Origin of the sequence: Pseudomonas xionganensis (assembly GCF_009763245.1) — a bacterium.
GTDB lineage: Bacteria > Pseudomonadota > Gammaproteobacteria > Pseudomonadales > Pseudomonadaceae > Aquipseudomonas > Aquipseudomonas xionganensis.
This window is the reverse complement of the sequence record NZ_WKJZ01000001.1, coordinates 1,554,527-1,572,612: the sequence shown is the minus strand read 5'-3', so window position 1 is coordinate 1,572,612 and position 18,086 is coordinate 1,554,527. Positions and strand designations below refer to the sequence as shown.

General features: G+C 63.4%; 17 protein-coding genes. 9 read left to right on the top strand and 8 right to left on the bottom strand.

Annotated features, from left to right (window positions below; genetic code table 11):
* Nucleotides 1-6 precede the first annotated feature (6 nt).
* From GJV18_RS07190 to GJV18_RS07180, 3 genes are all read left to right on the top strand, one after another.
* Entirely contained in the window at nucleotides 7-462 is a 456-nt protein-coding gene (locus GJV18_RS07190) for a methylglyoxal synthase (protein ID WP_160344014.1), read from the top strand.
* Nucleotide 463: 1 nt separating this feature from the next.
* Entirely contained in the window at nucleotides 464-1,471 is a 1,008-nt protein-coding gene (yejK, locus tag GJV18_RS07185; protein WP_160344013.1) for a nucleoid-associated protein YejK, read from the top strand.
* A 173-nt stretch (nucleotides 1,472-1,644) separates the two neighbouring features.
* Nucleotides 1,645-2,463 (top strand): polyphosphate kinase 2 family protein, encoded by an 819-nt coding sequence (locus GJV18_RS07180; RefSeq protein ID WP_160344012.1) that lies wholly within the window; start codon nucleotides 1,645-1,647, stop codon nucleotides 2,461-2,463.
* A 189-nt stretch (nucleotides 2,464-2,652) separates the two neighbouring features.
* Here the strand turns inward: GJV18_RS07180 and GJV18_RS07175 are convergent, their stop codons facing one another.
* From GJV18_RS07175 to GJV18_RS07165, 3 genes are all read right to left on the bottom strand, one after another.
* On the bottom strand, nucleotides 2,653-3,588 hold the full coding sequence (locus GJV18_RS07175; RefSeq protein ID WP_160344011.1) for a glutathione S-transferase family protein: 936 nt from the start codon (nucleotides 3,586-3,588) through the stop codon (nucleotides 2,653-2,655).
* Between the two features lie 66 nt (nucleotides 3,589-3,654).
* Nucleotides 3,655-3,951 (bottom strand): GIY-YIG nuclease family protein, encoded by a 297-nt coding sequence (locus GJV18_RS07170; RefSeq protein ID WP_160346024.1) that lies wholly within the window; start codon nucleotides 3,949-3,951, stop codon nucleotides 3,655-3,657.
* A gap of 76 nt (nucleotides 3,952-4,027) precedes the next feature.
* Nucleotides 4,028-4,498: a nuclear transport factor 2 family protein gene (locus GJV18_RS07165; RefSeq protein ID WP_160344010.1), complete on the bottom strand. Its 471-nt coding sequence runs from the start codon at nucleotides 4,496-4,498 to the stop codon at nucleotides 4,028-4,030.
* 121 nt (nucleotides 4,499-4,619) lie between these two features.
* Between GJV18_RS07165 and GJV18_RS07160 the strand changes: the two genes are divergently transcribed.
* The gene (locus GJV18_RS07160) at nucleotides 4,620-5,588 is read left to right on the top strand and encodes a GlxA family transcriptional regulator (RefSeq protein WP_160344009.1); all 969 of its coding nucleotides are present in this window, start codon (nucleotides 4,620-4,622) and stop codon (nucleotides 5,586-5,588) included.
* A 42-nt stretch (nucleotides 5,589-5,630) separates the two neighbouring features.
* Here GJV18_RS07160 and GJV18_RS07155 read toward each other — a convergent pair whose 3' ends face one another.
* From GJV18_RS07155 to GJV18_RS07140, 4 genes are all read right to left on the bottom strand, one after another.
* On the bottom strand, nucleotides 5,631-6,392 hold the full coding sequence (locus tag GJV18_RS07155) for an amino acid ABC transporter ATP-binding protein (RefSeq protein ID WP_160344008.1): 762 nt from the start codon (nucleotides 6,390-6,392) through the stop codon (nucleotides 5,631-5,633).
* Between the two features lie 11 nt (nucleotides 6,393-6,403).
* Nucleotides 6,404-7,501, bottom strand: coding sequence for an amino acid ABC transporter permease (locus tag GJV18_RS07150; RefSeq protein ID WP_160344007.1), 1,098 nt, complete (start codon nucleotides 7,499-7,501; stop codon nucleotides 6,404-6,406).
* A 10-nt stretch (nucleotides 7,502-7,511) separates the two neighbouring features.
* Nucleotides 7,512-8,696 carry an amino acid ABC transporter permease gene (locus GJV18_RS07145; protein ID WP_178113418.1) on the bottom strand — a complete coding sequence of 395 codons (1,185 nt, stop codon included), beginning with the start codon at nucleotides 8,694-8,696 and terminating at the stop codon, nucleotides 7,512-7,514.
* A 97-nt stretch (nucleotides 8,697-8,793) separates the two neighbouring features.
* On the bottom strand, nucleotides 8,794-9,822 hold the full coding sequence (locus GJV18_RS07140) for an amino acid ABC transporter substrate-binding protein (protein ID WP_160344006.1): 1,029 nt from the start codon (nucleotides 9,820-9,822) through the stop codon (nucleotides 8,794-8,796).
* A 496-nt stretch (nucleotides 9,823-10,318) separates the two neighbouring features.
* On the opposite strand from GJV18_RS07140, the gene GJV18_RS07135 reads away from it, so the two are divergent.
* The 5 genes from GJV18_RS07135 to rhlB all read left to right on the top strand — a co-directional run bounded on the left by GJV18_RS07135 (nucleotide 10,319) and on the right by rhlB (nucleotide 16,835).
* Nucleotides 10,319-10,978 carry an alpha/beta hydrolase gene (locus GJV18_RS07135; RefSeq protein ID WP_160344005.1) on the top strand — a complete coding sequence of 220 codons (660 nt, stop codon included), beginning with the start codon at nucleotides 10,319-10,321 and terminating at the stop codon, nucleotides 10,976-10,978.
* A gap of 15 nt (nucleotides 10,979-10,993) precedes the next feature.
* Complete coding sequence (locus GJV18_RS07130) at nucleotides 10,994-12,892, top strand: acyl-CoA synthetase (RefSeq protein ID WP_160344004.1); 1,899 nt, start codon at nucleotides 10,994-10,996, stop codon at nucleotides 12,890-12,892.
* A gap of 219 nt (nucleotides 12,893-13,111) precedes the next feature.
* Nucleotides 13,112-14,050, top strand: a complete 939-nt coding sequence (locus GJV18_RS07125) for a GGDEF domain-containing protein (protein WP_160344003.1) — start codon at nucleotides 13,112-13,114, stop codon at nucleotides 14,048-14,050.
* Nucleotides 14,051-14,108: 58 nt separating this feature from the next.
* Nucleotides 14,109-15,272, top strand: a complete 1,164-nt coding sequence (locus GJV18_RS07120; RefSeq protein ID WP_160344002.1) for a dipeptidase — start codon at nucleotides 14,109-14,111, stop codon at nucleotides 15,270-15,272.
* Nucleotides 15,273-15,401: 129 nt separating this feature from the next.
* Nucleotides 15,402-16,835 carry an ATP-dependent RNA helicase RhlB gene (gene rhlB, locus GJV18_RS07115; RefSeq protein ID WP_325065246.1) on the top strand — a complete coding sequence of 478 codons (1,434 nt, stop codon included), beginning with the start codon at nucleotides 15,402-15,404 and terminating at the stop codon, nucleotides 16,833-16,835.
* A gap of 150 nt (nucleotides 16,836-16,985) precedes the next feature.
* Here rhlB and GJV18_RS07110 read toward each other — a convergent pair whose 3' ends face one another.
* Nucleotides 16,986-17,969, bottom strand: a complete 984-nt coding sequence (locus tag GJV18_RS07110; RefSeq protein ID WP_218571970.1) for a LysR family transcriptional regulator — start codon at nucleotides 17,967-17,969, stop codon at nucleotides 16,986-16,988.
* Nucleotides 17,970-18,086: the final 117 nt, after the last annotated feature.

The following is an 18,086-nucleotide window of genomic DNA, read 5'->3' as shown; positions in this document are numbered from 1 at the left end:
CCCAGCATGCAGTTCCAGCGCAAGCACCTGCCGGCCCAGAAGACCATTGCCATGGTCGCCCACGACCATATGAAAGACGAGCTGCTGGCCTGGGCCCAGCGCCACCGTGCGCAGCTCAGCCAGCATCGCCTGTGCGCCACCGGCACCACCGGGCGCCTGCTCGCCGAGCACCTGAAACTGCCGGTAGAGTGCCTGATGTCCGGCCCACTGGGCGGTGACCAGCAGATTGGTGCCGGCATTGCCGAGGGCCGTATCGACCTGCTTGTGTTTTTCTGGGATCCGCTCTGCGCCCAGCCCCATGACCCCGACGTCAAGGCCCTGCTGCGCATCGCCGCGCTGTGGAATATTCCGGTGGCCTGCAACGAAGCCAGCGCCGACATGATGTTCAGCTCCTCCCTGCTGGACGTTGCGCTTGAGCGCCGCGTCCCCGATTACAGCGATTACCTCAAAGGCCGCACCTGATATGCCGATCCGCCACTGCATCGTCCACCTGATCGACAAGAAACCCGATGGCAGCCCCGCCGTGCTGCATGCCCGGGACACCGAACTGGCCAGTTCCCAGGCCATCGAGAACATGCTCGCCGATCTCAACGAAAGCTATAACGCCAAACAGGGCAAGGCCTGGGGCCTGTTCCATGAAGAATCCGGGGCTTATCCGTTCAGCGGCTGGCTCAAGCGCTACCTGGACGGCGAGCAGGACTTCACCGCATTCAGCCGCCAGGCCGTCGAGCAGCTGCAGAAGCTGATGGAGGAATCCAACCTGTCCACCGGCGGCCATGTGCTGTTCGCCCATTACCAGCAGGGCATGACCGATTACCTGGCCATTGCCCTGCTGCATCACAGCGAAGGGGTGGCGGTCAACGAGGCGCTGGACGTGACTCCGGCCAAGCACCTGGATCTGGCCCAGCTGCACCTGGCGGCGCGGATCAATATCAGCGAATGGCGCAACAACCCCCACTCCAAGCAGTACATCTCCTTTATCAAGGGCAAGAACGGCAAGAAGGTTTCGGAGTACTTCCGCGACTTTATCGGTTGCCAGGAAGGGGTCGATGGCCCGGGGGAAACCCGCACCCTGCTCAAGGCCTTCAGCGACTTCGTGGAAAGCGAGGATCTACCGGAGGAACAGGCCCGCGAGAAGACCAAGACCCTGGTCAGCTATGCCGCCAGCCAGGCCAAGCAAGGCGAGCCCATCACCCTCGACGAGCTGTCCGGACTGATCGATGAGGACCGCCCCCGCGCCTTTTATGAACATATCCGCAACAAGGATTACGGCATGGCCCCGGAGTTTCCGGCGGACAAACGCACCTTGAGTCAGTTCCAGCGCTTTACCGGCCGCGCCGAAGGCCTGTCGATCAGCTTCGAGGCGCATCTGCTCGGCTCGAAGATCGAGTACGACGAAAGCAGCGACACCCTGGTGATTCGCAATCTGCCCACCCAGCTCACCGATCAGCTCAAGCGGCGCAAGGGCTAACAGGCCGCTGAAAAACTACCTACGTTGCCGATTCGGCGTTAAAAACAGGCTCAAAATGCTCATTTACACCAGTAAACGCCGCTTTTTCGCCGCTTTGACCAGCCGGAGGCTGTTACTACGTAGCGCCTTGCCTCGGCTGCCTCGCCTACGTTTTTAAACGACCTGCCACAGCCATGAGTCGACTGCCGGACGACCTGCTTGATTCCTGCCGATGCAACCCGACGGCACCCTTCGGGCAAGATCCGGCGCGGGATTTCGGCCTGGACAAATGCGCGGCTCAGCAGGCGCTGGCCGAACTGCGGCCCTGGCTCAATCGCCAGCAGCGCATGCTCTGGGCCAACCGGCGCGATGCGCTGCTGCTGATCCTGCAAGGCACCGACTGCTCGGGCAAGGATGGGGTGATCCGCCGCGTGCTCAACGCCATTGACCCGCAGGGCTTGCGCCTGCACAGCTTTGCCCGGCCCGACGCCTGCGAGCAGCGCCATGATTTTCTCTGGCGCTACCAGCGCCGTCTGCCCGGCCCCGGTCTGCTTGGGGTATTCAACCGCAGCTATTACGAAGGGCTGATCAGCGACCCCCTGGATGGCCTGTGCAGCGACGCCGACCTGCCGGCGCGGCAACAGGCGATTATCGGCCTGGAAAGCCAGTGGCCGCAGCAGCACCTGCAGCCCTTGAAGTGCTTTTTGCATATTTCCAAAGCTGAGCAGTATCAACGCCTGTGCGAGCGTCTGGAGAAACCCCACAAGCGCTGGAAGCTGCATGCCAGCGACCTGCACAGCTACCGTGAGTATGACCTGCGCCAGCAGCGCTGGGCCGAACAGCTCAGCGCCACCCATACTCCGGCAGCGCCCTGGTATGTGATCCCGGCGGAACACCGCTGGATGCGCGACTGGCTGGTGGCCAGCCTGCTGGCCCGGGAGTTGGAACGCCTGCAGCTGGACTGGCCGGATAACCCGGCACCCTTCAGCCTGGACGATCTGCGGTCCGATTAAGGCTATGCCCCAATAGCCTGTTGCGTTCGCTCAGCTCCACTGAACTTAAGATGGACTGGTTCTGTAGGGTGCGCCGTGCGCACCGCTATTGCGCTGCCAAACGTGGTGCGCACAGCGCCCCCTACCTATAGCCGCCTCTGCATGGCAGGCCTAAGCCTGCCGTACTGAGCACATAGCGGCTTCAGCCCCTTACAACGCCTTGATGGCAAAGCCCATACGCGGAAAGTGTACATGCACCGTACCGGCGCGAGGGTCTTCACGGCGCAGGATCAGCTCTTCACGCCCGGCATAAAGCAGCTCACCCTCCACCCCATCGACGCCATAGTCGATGGCCGCGATGCTCACCCGCTGACCCGCGACAAAGCCATTGGGGTCGCTAAAGGCCTCATCCGGCAAGGCCGCCGGGGTGGCCTCAAAGGCAATGGCCACGGCCTCTTCGCCGCTCAGCTCGCTGCTGGAGCCATGGCCGAAATCCAGCACGCGGTTAAGCCAGGTGGCCACCGCTGGGTAATCATCCACCAGGGGCGCGGTCACCGGGCTGCTGCGCAGGAACCACAGCGGGTGAGCCATGGCGATATCGGCAAGAGACGGTTCGCCGAAGAGGAAATCGCCCTGCTCGCGCTGCAACTGCTGCTCAAGACGGCCCATCAACACCGGCCACTGATGCTGGGCCTGCTCCAGCGGCAGACGGGTGGCCAGGCCGCCGTCGAACAACTTGGCGCGGTCGGCGATAAAGGCCTTGAGAAATTCCGGCGGCAGCTTGCCAAAACGGGCGGCAATGGAGGCTGGCTGAAACACCAGGCTTACCGCGTGCAGAAAGACCTGGGAGTCGGCCCATTGGGCAAAGCAGGCGACATTGAACTCCTGGCCTTCGGGAAACAGTGCCGGAGTGCTCTTTTCCGCTTCCAGGCGGCGGGCGATCAGCGCGGTGTCGCAATAGATATCGGCGCCCACCTGCAGCACCGGGGTCTTGCGGTAGCCACCGGTGAGGGCGGTCAGGTCCGGCTTGGGCATCACCGGCGGGATCATTACCGAGCGCCAGGACAGCTGCTTGAAGCCGAGCATCAGGCGCGCCTTCTCGGCGAAGGGCGAGGTCGGGTAATGGTGCAGGATCAACTCGTGCATAACAGGCTCCGCAGCAGTCAGATAAGGCAATCAGCTTAACCCTGCCCAGCGCCGGGGCCTACCCGCCTATGCTGATGGCACGTTATCAGCCGCAGCGATAACAGGGCTGGCCGCGACCAGGCTTTCCTTGGCCGCCTTGCCCAGGGCCTTGATCGCCCGCTCGCGGCGCAAAGCCTCGCCCTTGCCGGCGCAGGCTTCGATATAGACCAGGGCCTGAGCCGGGCTGGAATGGAAAAAGCGCGCACCCTTGCCGCTCTGGTGCTTGGCAAAGCGTTTGTGCGGGTCATCGCTGATACCGCAGTACAGCGCGCCATTGGCGGCCCGCACCAGGTAGACAAACCAGGGTTTGGCGGCAGCAGGCATCTCGACAGGGCTTACATCTGGCATCGGTTAAATCAGCAGACAGTCAACACGGCCGCCGAGCTTAACAGAGGCGCCCTTAACGATTCTTCTGGAAGGCCGCCAGGCCCTTGCCCGCCTGCTGGCGAATGGCGTTCTGCACAAAGGGCGCCCAGCCCAGCAAACGGCCCTTGAGCCCCAGGGCCTGGGCTGCCCAGCCCCACAGGTCGAACTGGTCGCGGTGCTCGCTGATCTTGCCATCACGAAAACGAAAGCGGGCATCGATCCGATTCACCACCCGGTTACCGGTCTGGCTAAAGGTGTAGCTGGCCACCCAATGCGCCTGGCCACTGTGTTCGTCCGCCGTCACGCCATCGAAGGTCAGGGAGAAATCCTGGGCCTTGGCACAGAGCATGCGCCACATATCGTCGGCATCCGCCCCGCGCAAATCGGTAAATACCGGGTCGCTGAACTGCACATCCTCGGCATAACAGGCGGCCATGGTTTCGGCATCGCGCTGCTGGAACGCCTGGTAGAAACGGGTGATCAGTTCGACATTGGCCTGGGACATGGGATCAAGACTCCGAATAAGGGACTGCCTGCAGTATTGCCCCGAGGGAGGCAAAGCGCGATTGGCGGTAAAGACAATTTTGTGTCAATAATCGCCAAACCCTGCATAACGCCGGTCACCTATGCTCAAGATCGCCCTGTATATCTGCCCGCAAACCGTCTGCTCCAGCCTGAGCATGGCTATGGACGCCTTTAACCTGGCCAATCAGCTGGCCGCCCGGCCGCTGTTCCAGCTGCAGCGTGTCAGCCTGGATGGCCAGGCAGTGGAGCTGGACTTTGCCCGTATCGCGGTCGATGGCGACCTGCGCCTGGCGGAACAGGCTGACCTGATTCTGCTGCCCGCCACCGGCAGCGCCATCGAGCGCAATCTTGCGCACAATGCCGCTCTGCTGCCCTGGCTGGCGCAAAGGCCACCAGCACAACAGCTGGCCAGCCTGTGCAGCAGTGCCTTTCTGCTGGCCGCCAGCGGCCTGCTCGACGGACGCCGCGCCACGACTCATTGGGCCCTGGCCCGGCAGTTCCGCCAGCGTTTTCCCCAGGTCGAGCTGCAGATCGAACAACTGCTGTGCGAGGACGGTCACCTGCTCAGTTCCGGCGGCGCCCATGCCGGGCTCGACCTGTGCCTGCACCTGATCGGCCAGCATGCCGATAACGAGCTGGCGCGCCAGGTGGCCAATGCCCTGGTGTTCGACAGCCAGCGCGGCCAGCAGTCTCGCTTTGCCCCGTTATTGCCGGAGATCAGGCGCGACAGCCCTCTGGCGCCGCTGCTGCAGTGGTTGCAGGCCCATCACGGCGAAGCCATCGACCTCGCCCGCCTGGCCCAGCAGGCCCACTGCTCACCGCGCACCCTGTTGCGCCGGTTCAAGGAAAACACCGGACTGACGCCCCACGATTACCTGCAGCGCCTGCGCATCACACAAGCGCAACGGGCACTGTCGCAGCACAGCGCGTCCCTGGAACAGATCGCGACCCAGGTCGGCTACGCCGACCGCGCCACCTTTGCCAAAGTGTTCAAGCAGCTCTGCGGCGAAACACCCGGGGCCTTTCGCAAAGTGCTGCGAGGCGCGCCAGAAAGCCGCCTCCCAGAATAAAAAAGGGAGCCCGCAGGCTCCCTTCTCGTCGGCGCGACCGTCTCAGTGCAGGATCTGACTGAGGAACAGCTGGGTGCGCTCGTTCTGCGGGTTGGTAAAGAAGGTATCCGGGTCGGCCTGTTCGACGATCTCGCCCTTGTCGAGGAAGATCACCCGGTTCGCCACGGTACGGGCAAAGCCCATCTCGTGGGTCACGCAGAGCATGGTCATACCGTCTTCGGCCAGGCTGACCATGGTGTCCAGTACTTCCTTGACCATTTCCGGATCGAGGGCCGAGGTCGGCTCGTCGAACAACATGATCTTCGGCTTCATGCACAGCGCCCGGGCGATCGCCACCCGCTGCTGCTGACCGCCGGAGAGCTGCCCCGGGTACTTGCCGGCCTGCTCCGGAATGCGCACGCGCTCAAGAAAGTGCATGGCAATTTCCTCGGCCTGACGTTTGGGCATCTTGCGCACCCACATCGGCGCCAGGGTGCAGTTCTGCAGCACGGTCAGGTGCGGGAACAGGTTGAAGTGCTGGAACACCATGCCTACCTCGCGGCGCACCGCTTCGATGTGCTTGAGGTCCTGGGTCAGCTCGGTGCCATCGACCACGATGCGCCCCTGCTGGTGCTCTTCCAGACGGTTGAGGCAGCGGATGGCGGTGGACTTGCCCGAGCCGGACGGACCGCAGAGCACGATGCGCTCGCCGGCCTGCACGCTCAGGTTGATGTCCTTGAGCACATGGAACTGGCCGTACCACTTGTGCACGCCCTGCATCAGGATCATCGGCTCGGCGCTGGGTTGCTTGTTTGCTTCAGACATGGAAAAAACTCCTAACGCTTATGGCCGGTGTCCAGCTTCCTCTCCAAATGCATGGAGTAGCGGGACATACCAAAACAGAAAATCCAGAACACCAGGGCGGCGAACACATAGCCTTCGGTGGCCATGCCAAGCCAGGCCGGGTCGGTGGTCGCTTGCTTGATGCTGTTGAGCAGGTCGAACAGGCCGATGATGATCACCAGGCTGGTGTCCTTGAACAGCGCAATAAAGGTATTGACGATGCCGGGGATCACCAGCTTGAGCGCCTGCGGCAGGATCACCAGGCCCATCATCCGCCAGTAGCCCAGGCCCATGGCCGCAGCCGCTTCGTACTGCCCCTTGGGAATGGCCTGCAGGCCACCGCGCACCACCTCGGCGATATAGGCCGACTGGAACAGGATGACCCCGAGCAGGGCGCGCATCAGCTTGTCGAAGTGCATGCCTTCGGGCAGGAACAGCGGCAGCATCACCGAGGACATAAACAGCACGGTGATCAGCGGCACGCCGCGCCAAAACTCGATAAAGGTCACGCAGATGACCCGAATCGCCGGCATGTTCGAACGCCGTCCCAGGGCCAGCAGAATGCCCAGAGGCAAGGCGCCGGAAATACCCACAGCAGCAATCACCAGGGTCAGCAGCAAGCCGCCCCACTGGCTGGTGGAGACCACCGACAGGCCGAACAGACCGCCATGCAGCAGCCAGTAGGCCAGCACGGGGTAAACCAGCAGAAAGCCCAGGCCATACAGTGCCTTGCGCGGCATCTGCGGCACAAACAGCGGCGCCGCGCCGATAATCGCCAGCCACAGGGTGGCATCCACCCGCCAGCGCAACTCGGTGGGATAGAAGCCATACATGAACTGGCCCAGGCGCTGCTGCACAAACACCCAGCAGGCGCCGCCGCTGGTGCAGTCGGCGCGGGTGGTGCCGGTCCAGTCGGCATTGATAAAGGCCCACTGGATGATCGGCGGCACAATCAGCCAGATCAGGTAGATGGCAAAGAAGGTCAACAGGGTGTTGAACCAGTTGGAGAACAGGTTGGCACGCAGCCAACCCAGGACACCGACACTGAGCACCGGTGGCGGCAGATCGGGTTTGAAACTATGGGTCTGCATGGGCTGCTCCTTACCGCTCGATCAGCGCAATGCGCTTGTTGTACCAGTTCATCAGCAGGGAAATGCTGATACTGATGGCCAGGTACACGCTCATGGTGATGGCGATCACCTCGATGGCCTGGCCGGTCTGATTGAGCACCGTACCGGCAAACAGCGAGACCATGTCCGGGTAGCCGATACCGGCCGCCAGGGAGGAGTTCTTCGCCAGGTTGAGGTACTGACTGGTCAGCGGCGGAATGATCACCCGCAGGGCCTGGGGAATGATCACCAGACGCAGCGTGTTGCCCGGCCGCAGGCCCAGGGAGCGTGCCGCTTCGGTCTGCCCGTGGCTGACCGCCATGATCCCGGAGCGCACGTTCTCGGCGATAAAGGCGGCGGTGTAGATGGTCAGGGCCAGGGTCAGGGCCATCAACTCGGGGATCAGCACCCAGCCGCCACGGAAGTTGAAGCCGGAAAGCTCCGGTACGCTCCACACCAGCGGGTTGCCGCCAATCAGTACGGCCAATCCGGGGATCAGGATGATCATGGCCAGCGACGCCCAGAAGGCATGGAACACCTGACCGGTGGCTTCACGCCGCGCCTTGGCCCAGCGGCCCATGACGACGATGGCGGCAATGGTTGCCAGCAGCACCAGGGCAAAGGGCCAGAAGTTCTCCGACGGCCCCGGCGACGGCATATACAGGCCGCGACTATTGAGGAAGAAGGTGTCGTTGATGCCCAGGCTGTCCCGTGGTCCCGGCAGGGTCAGGAACACCGCGAAGTACCAGAACAGAATCTGCAGCAACGGCGGGATATTGCGGAAGGTCTCGATGTAGACCGTGGCCATCTTGCTGATCAGCCAGTTAGGCGACAGCCGCGCCACCCCGAGGATAAAGCCGAGAATGGAGGCCAGGACGATGCCGATAAAGGACACCAGCAAGGTGTTGAGCAACCCCACCAGGAACACCCGGCCATAGGTATCGCTTTCCGTGTACTCGATCAGGTGCTGGGCAATACCGAAGCCTGCACTGTTGCCGAGAAAGCCGAAGCCGGAAACGATGCCGCGTTTTTCCAGGTTGGTCTGGGTGTTGTCGAAGAGATACCAGCCGAGCGCCACGACGGCGATAACGGCAATAATCTGAAAGACCCACGCGCGCACCTGGGGATCGGTCCAGACCGAACCCCGGGGACGCGGGACATTAGCACTAGTTTGCATAACAGCCCTCTTTGAAGCATCGCGCCCGCTGGCGCGGGGGCGATGTTCATCTGATCAGGAACGACAACGGGGTGCCCAAGGCACCCCGTTGCAAGGGTCAGCGCACAGGCGGCGCGTACTGCAGACCACCGTTGTTCCACAGGGCATTGAGGCCACGCTCAATCTTCAGTTCGCTGCCGGCACCGACATTGCGATCGAAGGACTCACCGTAGTTACCCACTTGCTTGACGATCTGCACGGCCCAGTCTTTGGGCAGTTTCAGATCCTTGCCGAACTCACCTTCAGTCCCCAGCAGGCGGGCGACGTCCGGGTTCTTGGTGTCTTTGGCAGTTGCTTCAACGTTTTCCGAGGTCACGCCCAGCTCTTCGGCGTTGACCATGGCAAACAGCGACCAGCGCACGATGTTGAACCACTCGTCATCACCCTGGCGTACCACTGGGCCCAGGGGCTCCTTGGAGATCACTTCCGGCAGCACCACGTACTGATCCGGGTTGGCCAGCTTGATGCGCTGCGCGTACAGCTGCGACTGGTCGGAGGTCAGCACGTCGCAACGGCCGGCTTCCACCGACTTGGCGCTCTCGTCGGAGGTATCGTAGGTGATGGGGGTGTACTTCATGCCGTTGGCACGGAAGTAGTCGGAGAGGTTCAGCTCGGTGGTGGTACCGGCCTGGATGCACACGGTGGCGCCGTCCAGTTCCTTGGCGCTGGCGACACCCAGCTTCTTGTTCACCAGGAAGCCCTGGCCATCGTAGTAGTTGACACCGGTAAAGTTCAGGCCGAGCGCCGCGTCACGGGAGCTGGTCCAGGTGGTGTTACGGGAGAGGATATCGACCTCGCCGGACTGCAGCGCGGTGAAGCGCTCCTTGGCGGTCAGCGGACTGTACTTGACCTTGGTCGCGTCGCCGAACAGGGCGGCGGCCACAGCGCGGCACACATCCACGTCCAGACCGAAATAGTTGCCCTTCTCGTCCGCATAGGAGAAGCCAGGCAGACCATCACTGATACCGCATTGCACGAAACCTTTTTTCTGCACCGCGTCGAGGGTTGCGCCCGCTTGTGCAAAACCACTGACACCGAGAACTGCAGCGGTGGTCAGTACTGCCAGGGTGGATTTCACCATCTTCATTAAAACCTCCAGTTGCTTTTGTTGTGTTGGAGTCTCGACCCTTGCACCGTACCCTTGTGGGGCATGTTGTGGGTTTCGGCAGCGAAAACCGCAACCAGTACAGCAGGTCATTGCGCGAGTTTAGTCGTGGATTGGCTATCCAACCATGTGGATTTGCCATCCCACCCCAAAGCTTCGCCCACTCATGGATGTCATGAGCCAGAGACAGGTAGCACGTGACTTATCGCTCAGGATTAAAGCCCCCCAGACGAACAACCGGCCTCTGTGTGCATGGCCGCCTGTTGCGTACCCCGATCGATCGCCGTGTTACCGGCACCTACAAGGTCATCTGTCTCCATGGTCTTAGCAAGGCCCGTACCAGCACCGCGCCCGCAACACCATACGGACAGGTCAAGAGCAAAACTTGTACCCTGGCGACAACTTCTTATCAGATTGCTCATACAGCCGTTTTAACCTGCGCACTGAATCAGCGCACACGCACCACTGCGGAGCCTCTATGCACGAACCCTTGATCCTTCAGCCCACACATACTGCCGACGCCTGTGTCATCTGGTTGCACGGCCTGGGCGCCGACCGTTACGACTTCCTGCCGGTGGCCGAGGCGCTGCAGCAGCGTCTGCCCAATTGCCGTTTCGTCCTGCCCCAGGCGCCGACCCGGGCAGTGACCATCAATGGCGGCTACGCCATGCCCAGCTGGTACGACATCCTGGCCATGAGCCCGGCCCGGGCCATCGACCGCGAGCAGCTGGAAGCCTCGGCGCAGCAGGTGATCGAACTGCTGGAAGCGCAGCGCGACAGCGGCATCGACCCCAGCCGCATTATCCTCGCCGGCTTCTCCCAGGGCGGCGCGGTGGTGCTGCATACCGCCTACCTACGCTGGCAGTTCCCCCTGGGCGGGGTGCTGGCACTGTCTACCTATGCCCCCACCTTCAGCGACAACACCGCCGTACCGGATACAAAAAGACAACTGCCCGCACTCTTTCTACATGGCAAATTCGACGACATCGTATTGCCAGCCATGGGCCGCGCCGCCCACGACTTCCTGGCCGCTGCCGGGGTCCCGGTCGAGTGGCGCGACTATCCGATGGGGCACGAAGTGCTGCCCGAGGAAATCCGCGATATCGCCGACTGGCTGGCGCAGCGCCTGCACACCTGAACAGTGAGAACAAACATGTCCGTCACCCCTGCCATCAAGAGCCTTGCCGACGTCCGCCAGATCGAACAGACGCCCCTGAGCGCACGCGATCTGCCCGCCAGCACCTATGCGCTGATCCAGCGCACGGCCGCGGCCCAGCCGGATGCCCCGGCACTGTCCTTTATCCTGCAGGGCACGGCGGACGAAACAGCCTACCGACTGAACTACGCCGAGCTGCTGGGCAAGATCACCCAGACCGCCAACGCCTTCCATCGCCTCGGCCTGCGTCCGGGCAAGGCCGTGTCCTTCCTCTTGCCCAACCTGCCGCAGACCCACTTCACCATCTGGGGCGGCGAGGCGGCCGGCATCGTCAATGCGATCAACCCGCTGCTCGACGCCGAACATATCGCCGAGCTGATCGAAGCCTCCGACTCTGAATTGCTGGTAACCCTGGCGCCCTTCCCCGGAACCGACCTGTGGGACAAGGTGGCGGCCTTGCGCGGTCAGCTGCCCAAGCTCAAGGCCATCCTCTGCGTGGACATGGCCAATTTCCTCCCCGAGCCCCAGCGCAGTGGCCTCAAGGCCCAACGCGGGGCGCTGCCGGAGGGCGTGCGGGATTTCGACGAAACCATCGCCGTCTGCCCGGCCGACCATCTGGAAAGTGGCCGGATCATCCAGGCCGACGAGATCGCCAGTTACTTTCACACCGGTGGCACCACCGGTACGCCCAAGCTGGCACCCCACAGCCACGGCAACGAAGTGGCCATGGCCTACAGCATGAACCTGGTGACCGACTTCGGCCCGGGTGACGTGACCCTCTGCGGCCTGCCGCTGTTCCACGTCAACGGAGTGATCGTCACCGGCCTGACCGCCTTCCTCGGCGGCGCCGAAGTGCTGCTGGCCACGCCCCAGGGCTATCGCAACCCCAATCTGATCGGCAACTTCTGGAAGCTGATCGAGCGGCACAAGGTCAGTTTCTTCAGCGGCGTACCGACCATCTATGCCGGCCTGTTGCAGGTGCCCAGCGAGGGCCATGACCTGAGCTCGCTGAAATATGCCCTGTGCGGCGCCGCGCCGATGCCGGTGGAGCTGATCCACCAGTTCGAGGCCAAGACCGGCCTGACCCTGATCGAAGGCTACGGCCTTACCGAAGGCACCTGCGGCAGCTGCGCCAACCCGCCGGCCGGGGAGCGTCGCCCGGGTTCCATCGGCCTGCCGATTCCCTACTGCGAAGTGAGCATCAAGGTGCTCGACGAGCAGGGCCAGTACCTGCGTGAAGCAGCGGTCAACGAGATCGGCAACCTGTGCATACGCGGCGCCACGGTATTCAAGGGCTATCTGCAGGCCAGCAAGAACGCCGGCATCTGGGTCGACGGCGACTGGTTCAACACCGGCGACCTGGGCCGCATCGATGCCGATGGCTACGTCTGGCTGACCGGGCGCAGCAAGGACCTGATCATCCGCGGCGGCCACAATATCGACCCGCAGATGATCGAGGAGGCGCTGCACAAGCACCCGGCCGTGGCCCTGGCCGCCGCCGTGGGCAAGCCCGACCTCAAGGCCGGCGAACTGCCTGTGGTCTATGTGCAGCTCAAGCCCGGCATGCAGGCCAGCGAAGCCGAACTGCTGGAACATGCCGCCGCCCATATCCCTGAGCGCGCCGCCGTGCCCAAGGATGCCTGGATCATCGACGCCATCCCGCTGACCGCAGTGGGCAAGACCTTCAAACCGGCGCTGCGCTTCGACGCCATTGCCCGGGTCTACCAGGCCGCCCTGAGCGAACTGGCACCCGGCATCCGCGTCGAGGTGCTGAGCGACGACCAGGCCGGCCAGCTGGCCCATATCCATCTGCCGCAGCGCGACGCGGCCCTGGAAGCGGCCATCGCCGAGCGCCTGGGTGGCTATGCGGTGGGTTTTATCCTGCACGGCGCCTGAACCCCCTCGCGGGCACCCGCACCGGGTGCCCTATCCAAGGCATGGCCAGCGGGAAAATGTGACCATGACGTCAAAAAACATACCGCTGGTCGCCGCTGGTCAGCGAGGGATTGTCAGCACAAATTATCGGGCATAAGGTCGCTGCAGGTGTTCGCCCAGGATGCAGGGAGCGTTAGCGATGCCCGTGCTTATTTCGACTTCGCACCATCGGTTGGCGCCATGAAGAGCGTCAAGTGGCAGGCCGACCCCGAGCAGCTGCAGCGCCTCAAGCTGTTCAGCAATGTCGCCGTCGACAGCATCAACCTGCTGCTCAAGGAATTTCGCGCCTGCGAACTGGAACTGGGCGAAGTCCTGCTCTCCCCCTTCAACCGCAATCAGTACCTCTACCTGCTGCTCGAAGGCCAGCTGGAAGTGCATGTCGGCTCCCTCGACAGCGCCCCGGTGAGCACCCTGGGCAGTGGCGAATGTGTGGGCGAAATCAGCTTTATCGACAACCAGTGCCCCTCGGCCTATGTGCTGGCCAGCGTGCCCAGCCTGGCCCTGCGCCTGCACCGCGAATCGCTGTTCAAGCTGTTCCAGCACTCCCCGGAACTGATGCAGAACATGCTTGAGCTGCTCTGCCAGCGGGTACGCCAGGGCAATTCGCTGATCCAGAGCAGTGAAAAACACGCCAATGTCGATGCGCTTACCGGCGCCTATAACCGCCGCTGGCTGGAACGTATCTTCGAACGGGAAAGCACTCGCTGCGCCTTCAATGGCAAGCCGCTGTCCATGCTGATGCTGGATGTGGACCACTTCAAGGCCTACAACGACCAGCACGGCCACCTGGCCGGCGACTACGCCCTGTGCATGACCAGCAACACCCTGAGCAACCAGCTGCGGCCCAAGGACAGCCTGATTCGCTATGGCGGCGAGGAATTTATCATCCTGCTTCCGGAGCAAGGCCTGGACGACGCCAAGCACATCGGCGAACGCCTGCGCCAGGCGCTGCACCGGATCAGCGCCTTCCACTCCCCCATCGGCGTCCTGCCCGGCGTCACCCTGTCCATCGGCCTGGCCCAGATGCAGGCCAAGGACAGCCTCAATGCCCTGATCGCCCGGGCCGACAGCGCCCTGTACCGGGCCAAGCAACAGGGCCGCGACCGCATCTGCTGCTGACCTGATCCACGCACGCCTGCTACATTCCGGGCATAACAATAAGCCCCGGAATGCTCCCATGCGCAAAACCCTGCTGATCCTGCCGCTGCTCGCCCTGGGCGGTGTCGCCTTTTTTACCCTGCCCAACCTGCTCGACCGCCAGATGAATAGCGTCGAGACACCTGCGCCTTACAGCGCCGGAACAGCGGCCACGCAGCTGCACCAGCAACTGTTTATTGCCGACCTGCACGACGACGCCCTGCTCTGGGAGCGCAACCTGCTGCAGCGCTATGACTTCGGCCACTCCGACCTGCCGCGCCTGCTCGAAGGGCGCGTGGCCCTGCAGGTGTTCTCCACCGTGACCAAGACCCCGCGCGGCCTGAATTACGAGCGCAACGCCGCCGACAGCGACAATATCACCCTGCTGGCCATGGCCCAGCGCTGGCCACGGGAAACCTGGAACAGCCTGCTGCAACGCGCCCTGTATCAGGCCGACAAGCTGCAACAGGCCAGTGCCGCCAGCCAGGGCAAGCTGAGCCTGATCCGCAGCCGCGCCGATCTGGCCGCCTTCTACCAGGCCTGGCAGCAGGACCCGCAGCGGGTTGCCGCATTGCTGGCCACCGAGGGCCTGCAACCGATCGAAGGCCAGCTGGAGAATGTCGATGCCCTCTATGACGCGGGCTTTCGTATCGCAGGATTAACCCACTTTTTCGACAACGAAGTAGGCGGCTCGGCCCATGGCCTGGACAAGGGTGGCCTGACCCCACTGGGCCGCCAGGTGATCCGGCGCCTGGAAGAGAAACAGATGCTGATCGATCTGGCCCACGCCTCGCGCCCGTTGATCGATGACGTCTTGGCCATGGCCACGCGCCCCGTGCTGGTGTCCCATACCGGGGTGGCAGGCACCTGCCCCGGCCCGCGCAACCTCAGTGATGCCCATATCAAGGCCATCGCCGCCACCGGTGGGGTGATCGGCATCGGTTACTGGGATGCGGCGGTCTGCGCCACCTCGGTCGAAGCCATCGTCCGCGCCATGCGCCACACCGCCGAGCTGGTTGGCGTCGAGCATGTGGCCCTGGGTTCGGACTTCAACGGCACCGTGCATACGCCCTTCGACGTCACCGGCCTGCCGCTGCTGACCCAGGGCTTGCAGCAGGCCGGCTTCAGCCAGGCGGACATCGCCGCCATCATGGGCGGCAATGTGCAACGCCTGCTGCTCGCCAGCCTGCCCGCGGAGTCATGAGTCATTGACGGCCACTGGCGCAGGCTCGTCGCGACACTGGCCGTTTTGTCAAGCCGCAGTACTTCGCCGCGCCGGGTTCTTGCATTACACTGGCGCCCGTTCATTCCTTAACCAATCGAAGAGATGCCCGTGCTCAAAGCACTGAAGAAAATGTTCGGCAAGGACGAGGGCCCGCAGCCAGAGGCTGTCAGCCCGGCCACCGCACCCGCAAGCGCTGATCACCAACCCTCCCCGAGCGACCGTGCCAACCAGCAGCCAGCGCGCGACAACGCCCCCAAGGCCAACGCGCAGACGACCGCCAGCAAAGCCAAGAAGCCGCGCCGTGAACGCCCGGCCAAGCAGGTGGACAACTGGAAGCTGGAGGACTTCAAGGTCGAGCCGGCCGAAGGCAAGACCCGCTTCCACGACTTCAAGCTCTCCCCCGAGCTGATGCATGCCATCCATGACCTGGGCTTCCCCTACTGCACGCCGATCCAGGCCGGCGTACTGGGCTATACCCTGAGCGGCCGCGACGCCATCGGCCGGGCCCAGACCGGCACCGGCAAGACCGCCGCCTTCCTGATCTCGATCATCACCCAGCTGCAGCAGACCCCGCCGCCGAAAGAGCGCTATATGGGCGAGCCGCGGGCGCTGATCATCGCCCCGACCCGCGAGCTGGTGGTGCAGATCGCCAAGGACGCCGCCGAGCTGACCAAGTACACCGGCCTCAACGTCATGCAGTTCGTTGGCGGCATGGACTTCGACAAACAGCTCAAGCAGCTGGAGTCGCGCTTCTGCGACATCCTGGTGGCCACCCCGGGCCGTCTGCTGGACTTCAACCAGCGCGGCGAAGTGCACCTGGATATGGTCGAAGTGATGGTGTTGGACGAAGCCGACCGCATGCTCGACATGGGCTTTATCCCCCAGGTGCGGCAGATCATCCGTCAGACCCCGCCCAAGGGCGAGCGCCAGACTCTGCTGTTCTCCGCCACCTTCACCGACGACGTGATGAACCTGGCCAAGCAGTGGACCACCGAACCGGCCATAGTCGAGATCGAACCGGAAAACGTCGCCAGCGACACGGTGGAACAGCACGTCTATGCCGTGGCCGGCAGCGACAAATACAAGCTGCTGTACAACCTGATCACGCAGAACGATTGGACGCGGGTGATGGTCTTTGCCAACCGCAAGGACGAAGTGCGGCGCATCGAAGAACGCCTGACCCGCGACGGCGTCAGCGCCGTGCAGATGTCCGGCGACGTGCCGCAGCACAAGCGTATCCGCGCCCTGGAAGGCTTCCGCGAAGGCAAGATCCGCGTGATGGTCGCCACCGACGTGGCCGGCCGTGGTATCCATGTCGATGCCATCAGCCACGTGATCAACTTCACCCTGCCGGAAACCCCCGACGACTACGTGCACCGCATCGGCCGCACCGGCCGCGCCGGCAGCAGCGGCACCTCGATCAGCTTCGCCGGCGAAGACGACGCCTATGCCCTGCCGGCCATCGAAGAACTGCTGGGGCGCAAGATCACCTGCGAAATGCCACCGGATGAACTGCTCAAGCCGGTACCGCGCAGGCACTAAGCCGGTAACAGAAATGAAAAAGGCGAAGCCCGCAGGCTTCGCCTTTTTCATTATGGCCCCCTCGTAGGAGCGGCCCATGGCCGCGAACCTGCCTGGTCGCGTGCAGATCGCGGGCGTGGCCCGCTCCTACAGGGAATTGTGCCCTGCCGATCAAACCTTGAAATAACGCGCCCGCACCGCCGCTACCGAGGCCTCGCGCAGCAGGCCGATAAACAGTTGCTCCACATCCGTCAGCAGCTGGTTTTCCGGGGTCACCAGGTACACCTCGTTGACCGGCAGCTCGTCGTAGGGCGGCAGCTGGAACAGCAGCTTCTGCGCCACAAAGGGTTTGGCGCCTTCCACCGTCAGGGCGCCGAAGCCGAGGCCGGCGAGAATCAGCCGGCGCACTTCCTCCTCGTTGGGCGACACCGCCACCAGGCGGCCCCAGAACTGCTGCTCGGTGCGTACCGAGTTGACCGCACTGAGGCCCTCGCCGGGCTGGTCGCTCTCAAAGGAGACATAGGCCAGGCCACGCAGATCCGCGGCAGTCAGGTTGTCGCGACCGAACAGCGGGTGGCGCGGGCCGCAGTAGAAGGCCATCTGCTCGTAGCCGAGCAGGTCGAAGTGCAGGCCGGTCTGGGCGGTCTTCTTGTTGCTGATGCCAATATGCAGGCTACCCCGGGCCACCGCGTCGACTATGTCGGCGCTGGGCTGGGAGCTGAGGCTGATCAGCACATTGGGGTAGAGGCGGTGAAACTCGGCCAGGCTGTCGTCAAAGGGTTGGCAGCTGACATGGCTGGCCACCTGGATATGCAGCTCGCCGAGCACCGCGCCGGCCTCGCCAGCATACTGCTCGGCCATCTTGCCGATAATGCTGCCGGCCGAGGAAATGTACTCGTAGACCCGCAGGCCCTGCTCGGTGAGGGAGAACATACCCTTCTTGCGCTGGATCAGGCGCATGCCCAGGTGCTCTTCCAGACGCTTGAGCGCATTGCTCACGCTGGGCTGGCTGAGCGACAGCTTGCGCGCCGCACCGGTGATGCTGCTTTCCTCGACGATGACCAGAAAGGTGTACAGCAGGTTCCAGTCCAGGTTGCGCAACAGGCGCTCGCGGGGCGACAGCATGATCGAGAGTTCTCCCAGGCAGGCCGTCATCTCGGCCACTCCGGGAGCAACAGTGCACCCTTCACGCGCCCTGGCGCAAGGCTTGCGTAGGGTGCGCCGTGCGCACCAGCCGGTTGTGGGTTGCCGGTGCGCACGGCGCACACTACC

Coding starts and splice junctions, on each gene's coding strand:
- GJV18_RS07190 (WP_160344014.1), top strand. CDS start 7: ATGCAGTTCCAGCGCAAGCACCTGCCGGCCCAGAAGACCATTGCCATG.
- yejK (WP_160344013.1), top strand. CDS start 464: ATGCCGATCCGCCACTGCATCGTCCACCTGATCGACAAGAAACCCGAT.
- GJV18_RS07180 (WP_160344012.1), top strand. CDS start 1,645: ATGAGTCGACTGCCGGACGACCTGCTTGATTCCTGCCGATGCAACCCG.
- GJV18_RS07175 (WP_160344011.1), bottom strand. CDS start 3,588: ATGCACGAGTTGATCCTGCACCATTACCCGACCTCGCCCTTCGCCGAG.
- GJV18_RS07170 (WP_160346024.1), bottom strand. CDS start 3,951: ATGCCTGCTGCCGCCAAACCCTGGTTTGTCTACCTGGTGCGGGCCGCC.
- GJV18_RS07165 (WP_160344010.1), bottom strand. CDS start 4,498: ATGTCCCAGGCCAATGTCGAACTGATCACCCGTTTCTACCAGGCGTTC.
- GJV18_RS07160 (WP_160344009.1), top strand. CDS start 4,620: ATGCTCAAGATCGCCCTGTATATCTGCCCGCAAACCGTCTGCTCCAGC.
- GJV18_RS07155 (WP_160344008.1), bottom strand. CDS start 6,392: ATGTCTGAAGCAAACAAGCAACCCAGCGCCGAGCCGATGATCCTGATG.
- GJV18_RS07150 (WP_160344007.1), bottom strand. CDS start 7,501: ATGCAGACCCATAGTTTCAAACCCGATCTGCCGCCACCGGTGCTCAGT.
- GJV18_RS07145 (WP_178113418.1), bottom strand. CDS start 8,696: ATGCAAACTAGTGCTAATGTCCCGCGTCCCCGGGGTTCGGTCTGGACC.
- GJV18_RS07140 (WP_160344006.1), bottom strand. CDS start 9,822: ATGAAGATGGTGAAATCCACCCTGGCAGTACTGACCACCGCTGCAGTT.
- GJV18_RS07135 (WP_160344005.1), top strand. CDS start 10,319: ATGCACGAACCCTTGATCCTTCAGCCCACACATACTGCCGACGCCTGT.
- GJV18_RS07130 (WP_160344004.1), top strand. CDS start 10,994: ATGTCCGTCACCCCTGCCATCAAGAGCCTTGCCGACGTCCGCCAGATC.
- GJV18_RS07125 (WP_160344003.1), top strand. CDS start 13,112: ATGAAGAGCGTCAAGTGGCAGGCCGACCCCGAGCAGCTGCAGCGCCTC.
- GJV18_RS07120 (WP_160344002.1), top strand. CDS start 14,109: ATGCGCAAAACCCTGCTGATCCTGCCGCTGCTCGCCCTGGGCGGTGTC.
- GJV18_RS07110 (WP_218571970.1), bottom strand. CDS start 17,969: ATGACGGCCTGCCTGGGAGAACTCTCGATCATGCTGTCGCCCCGCGAG.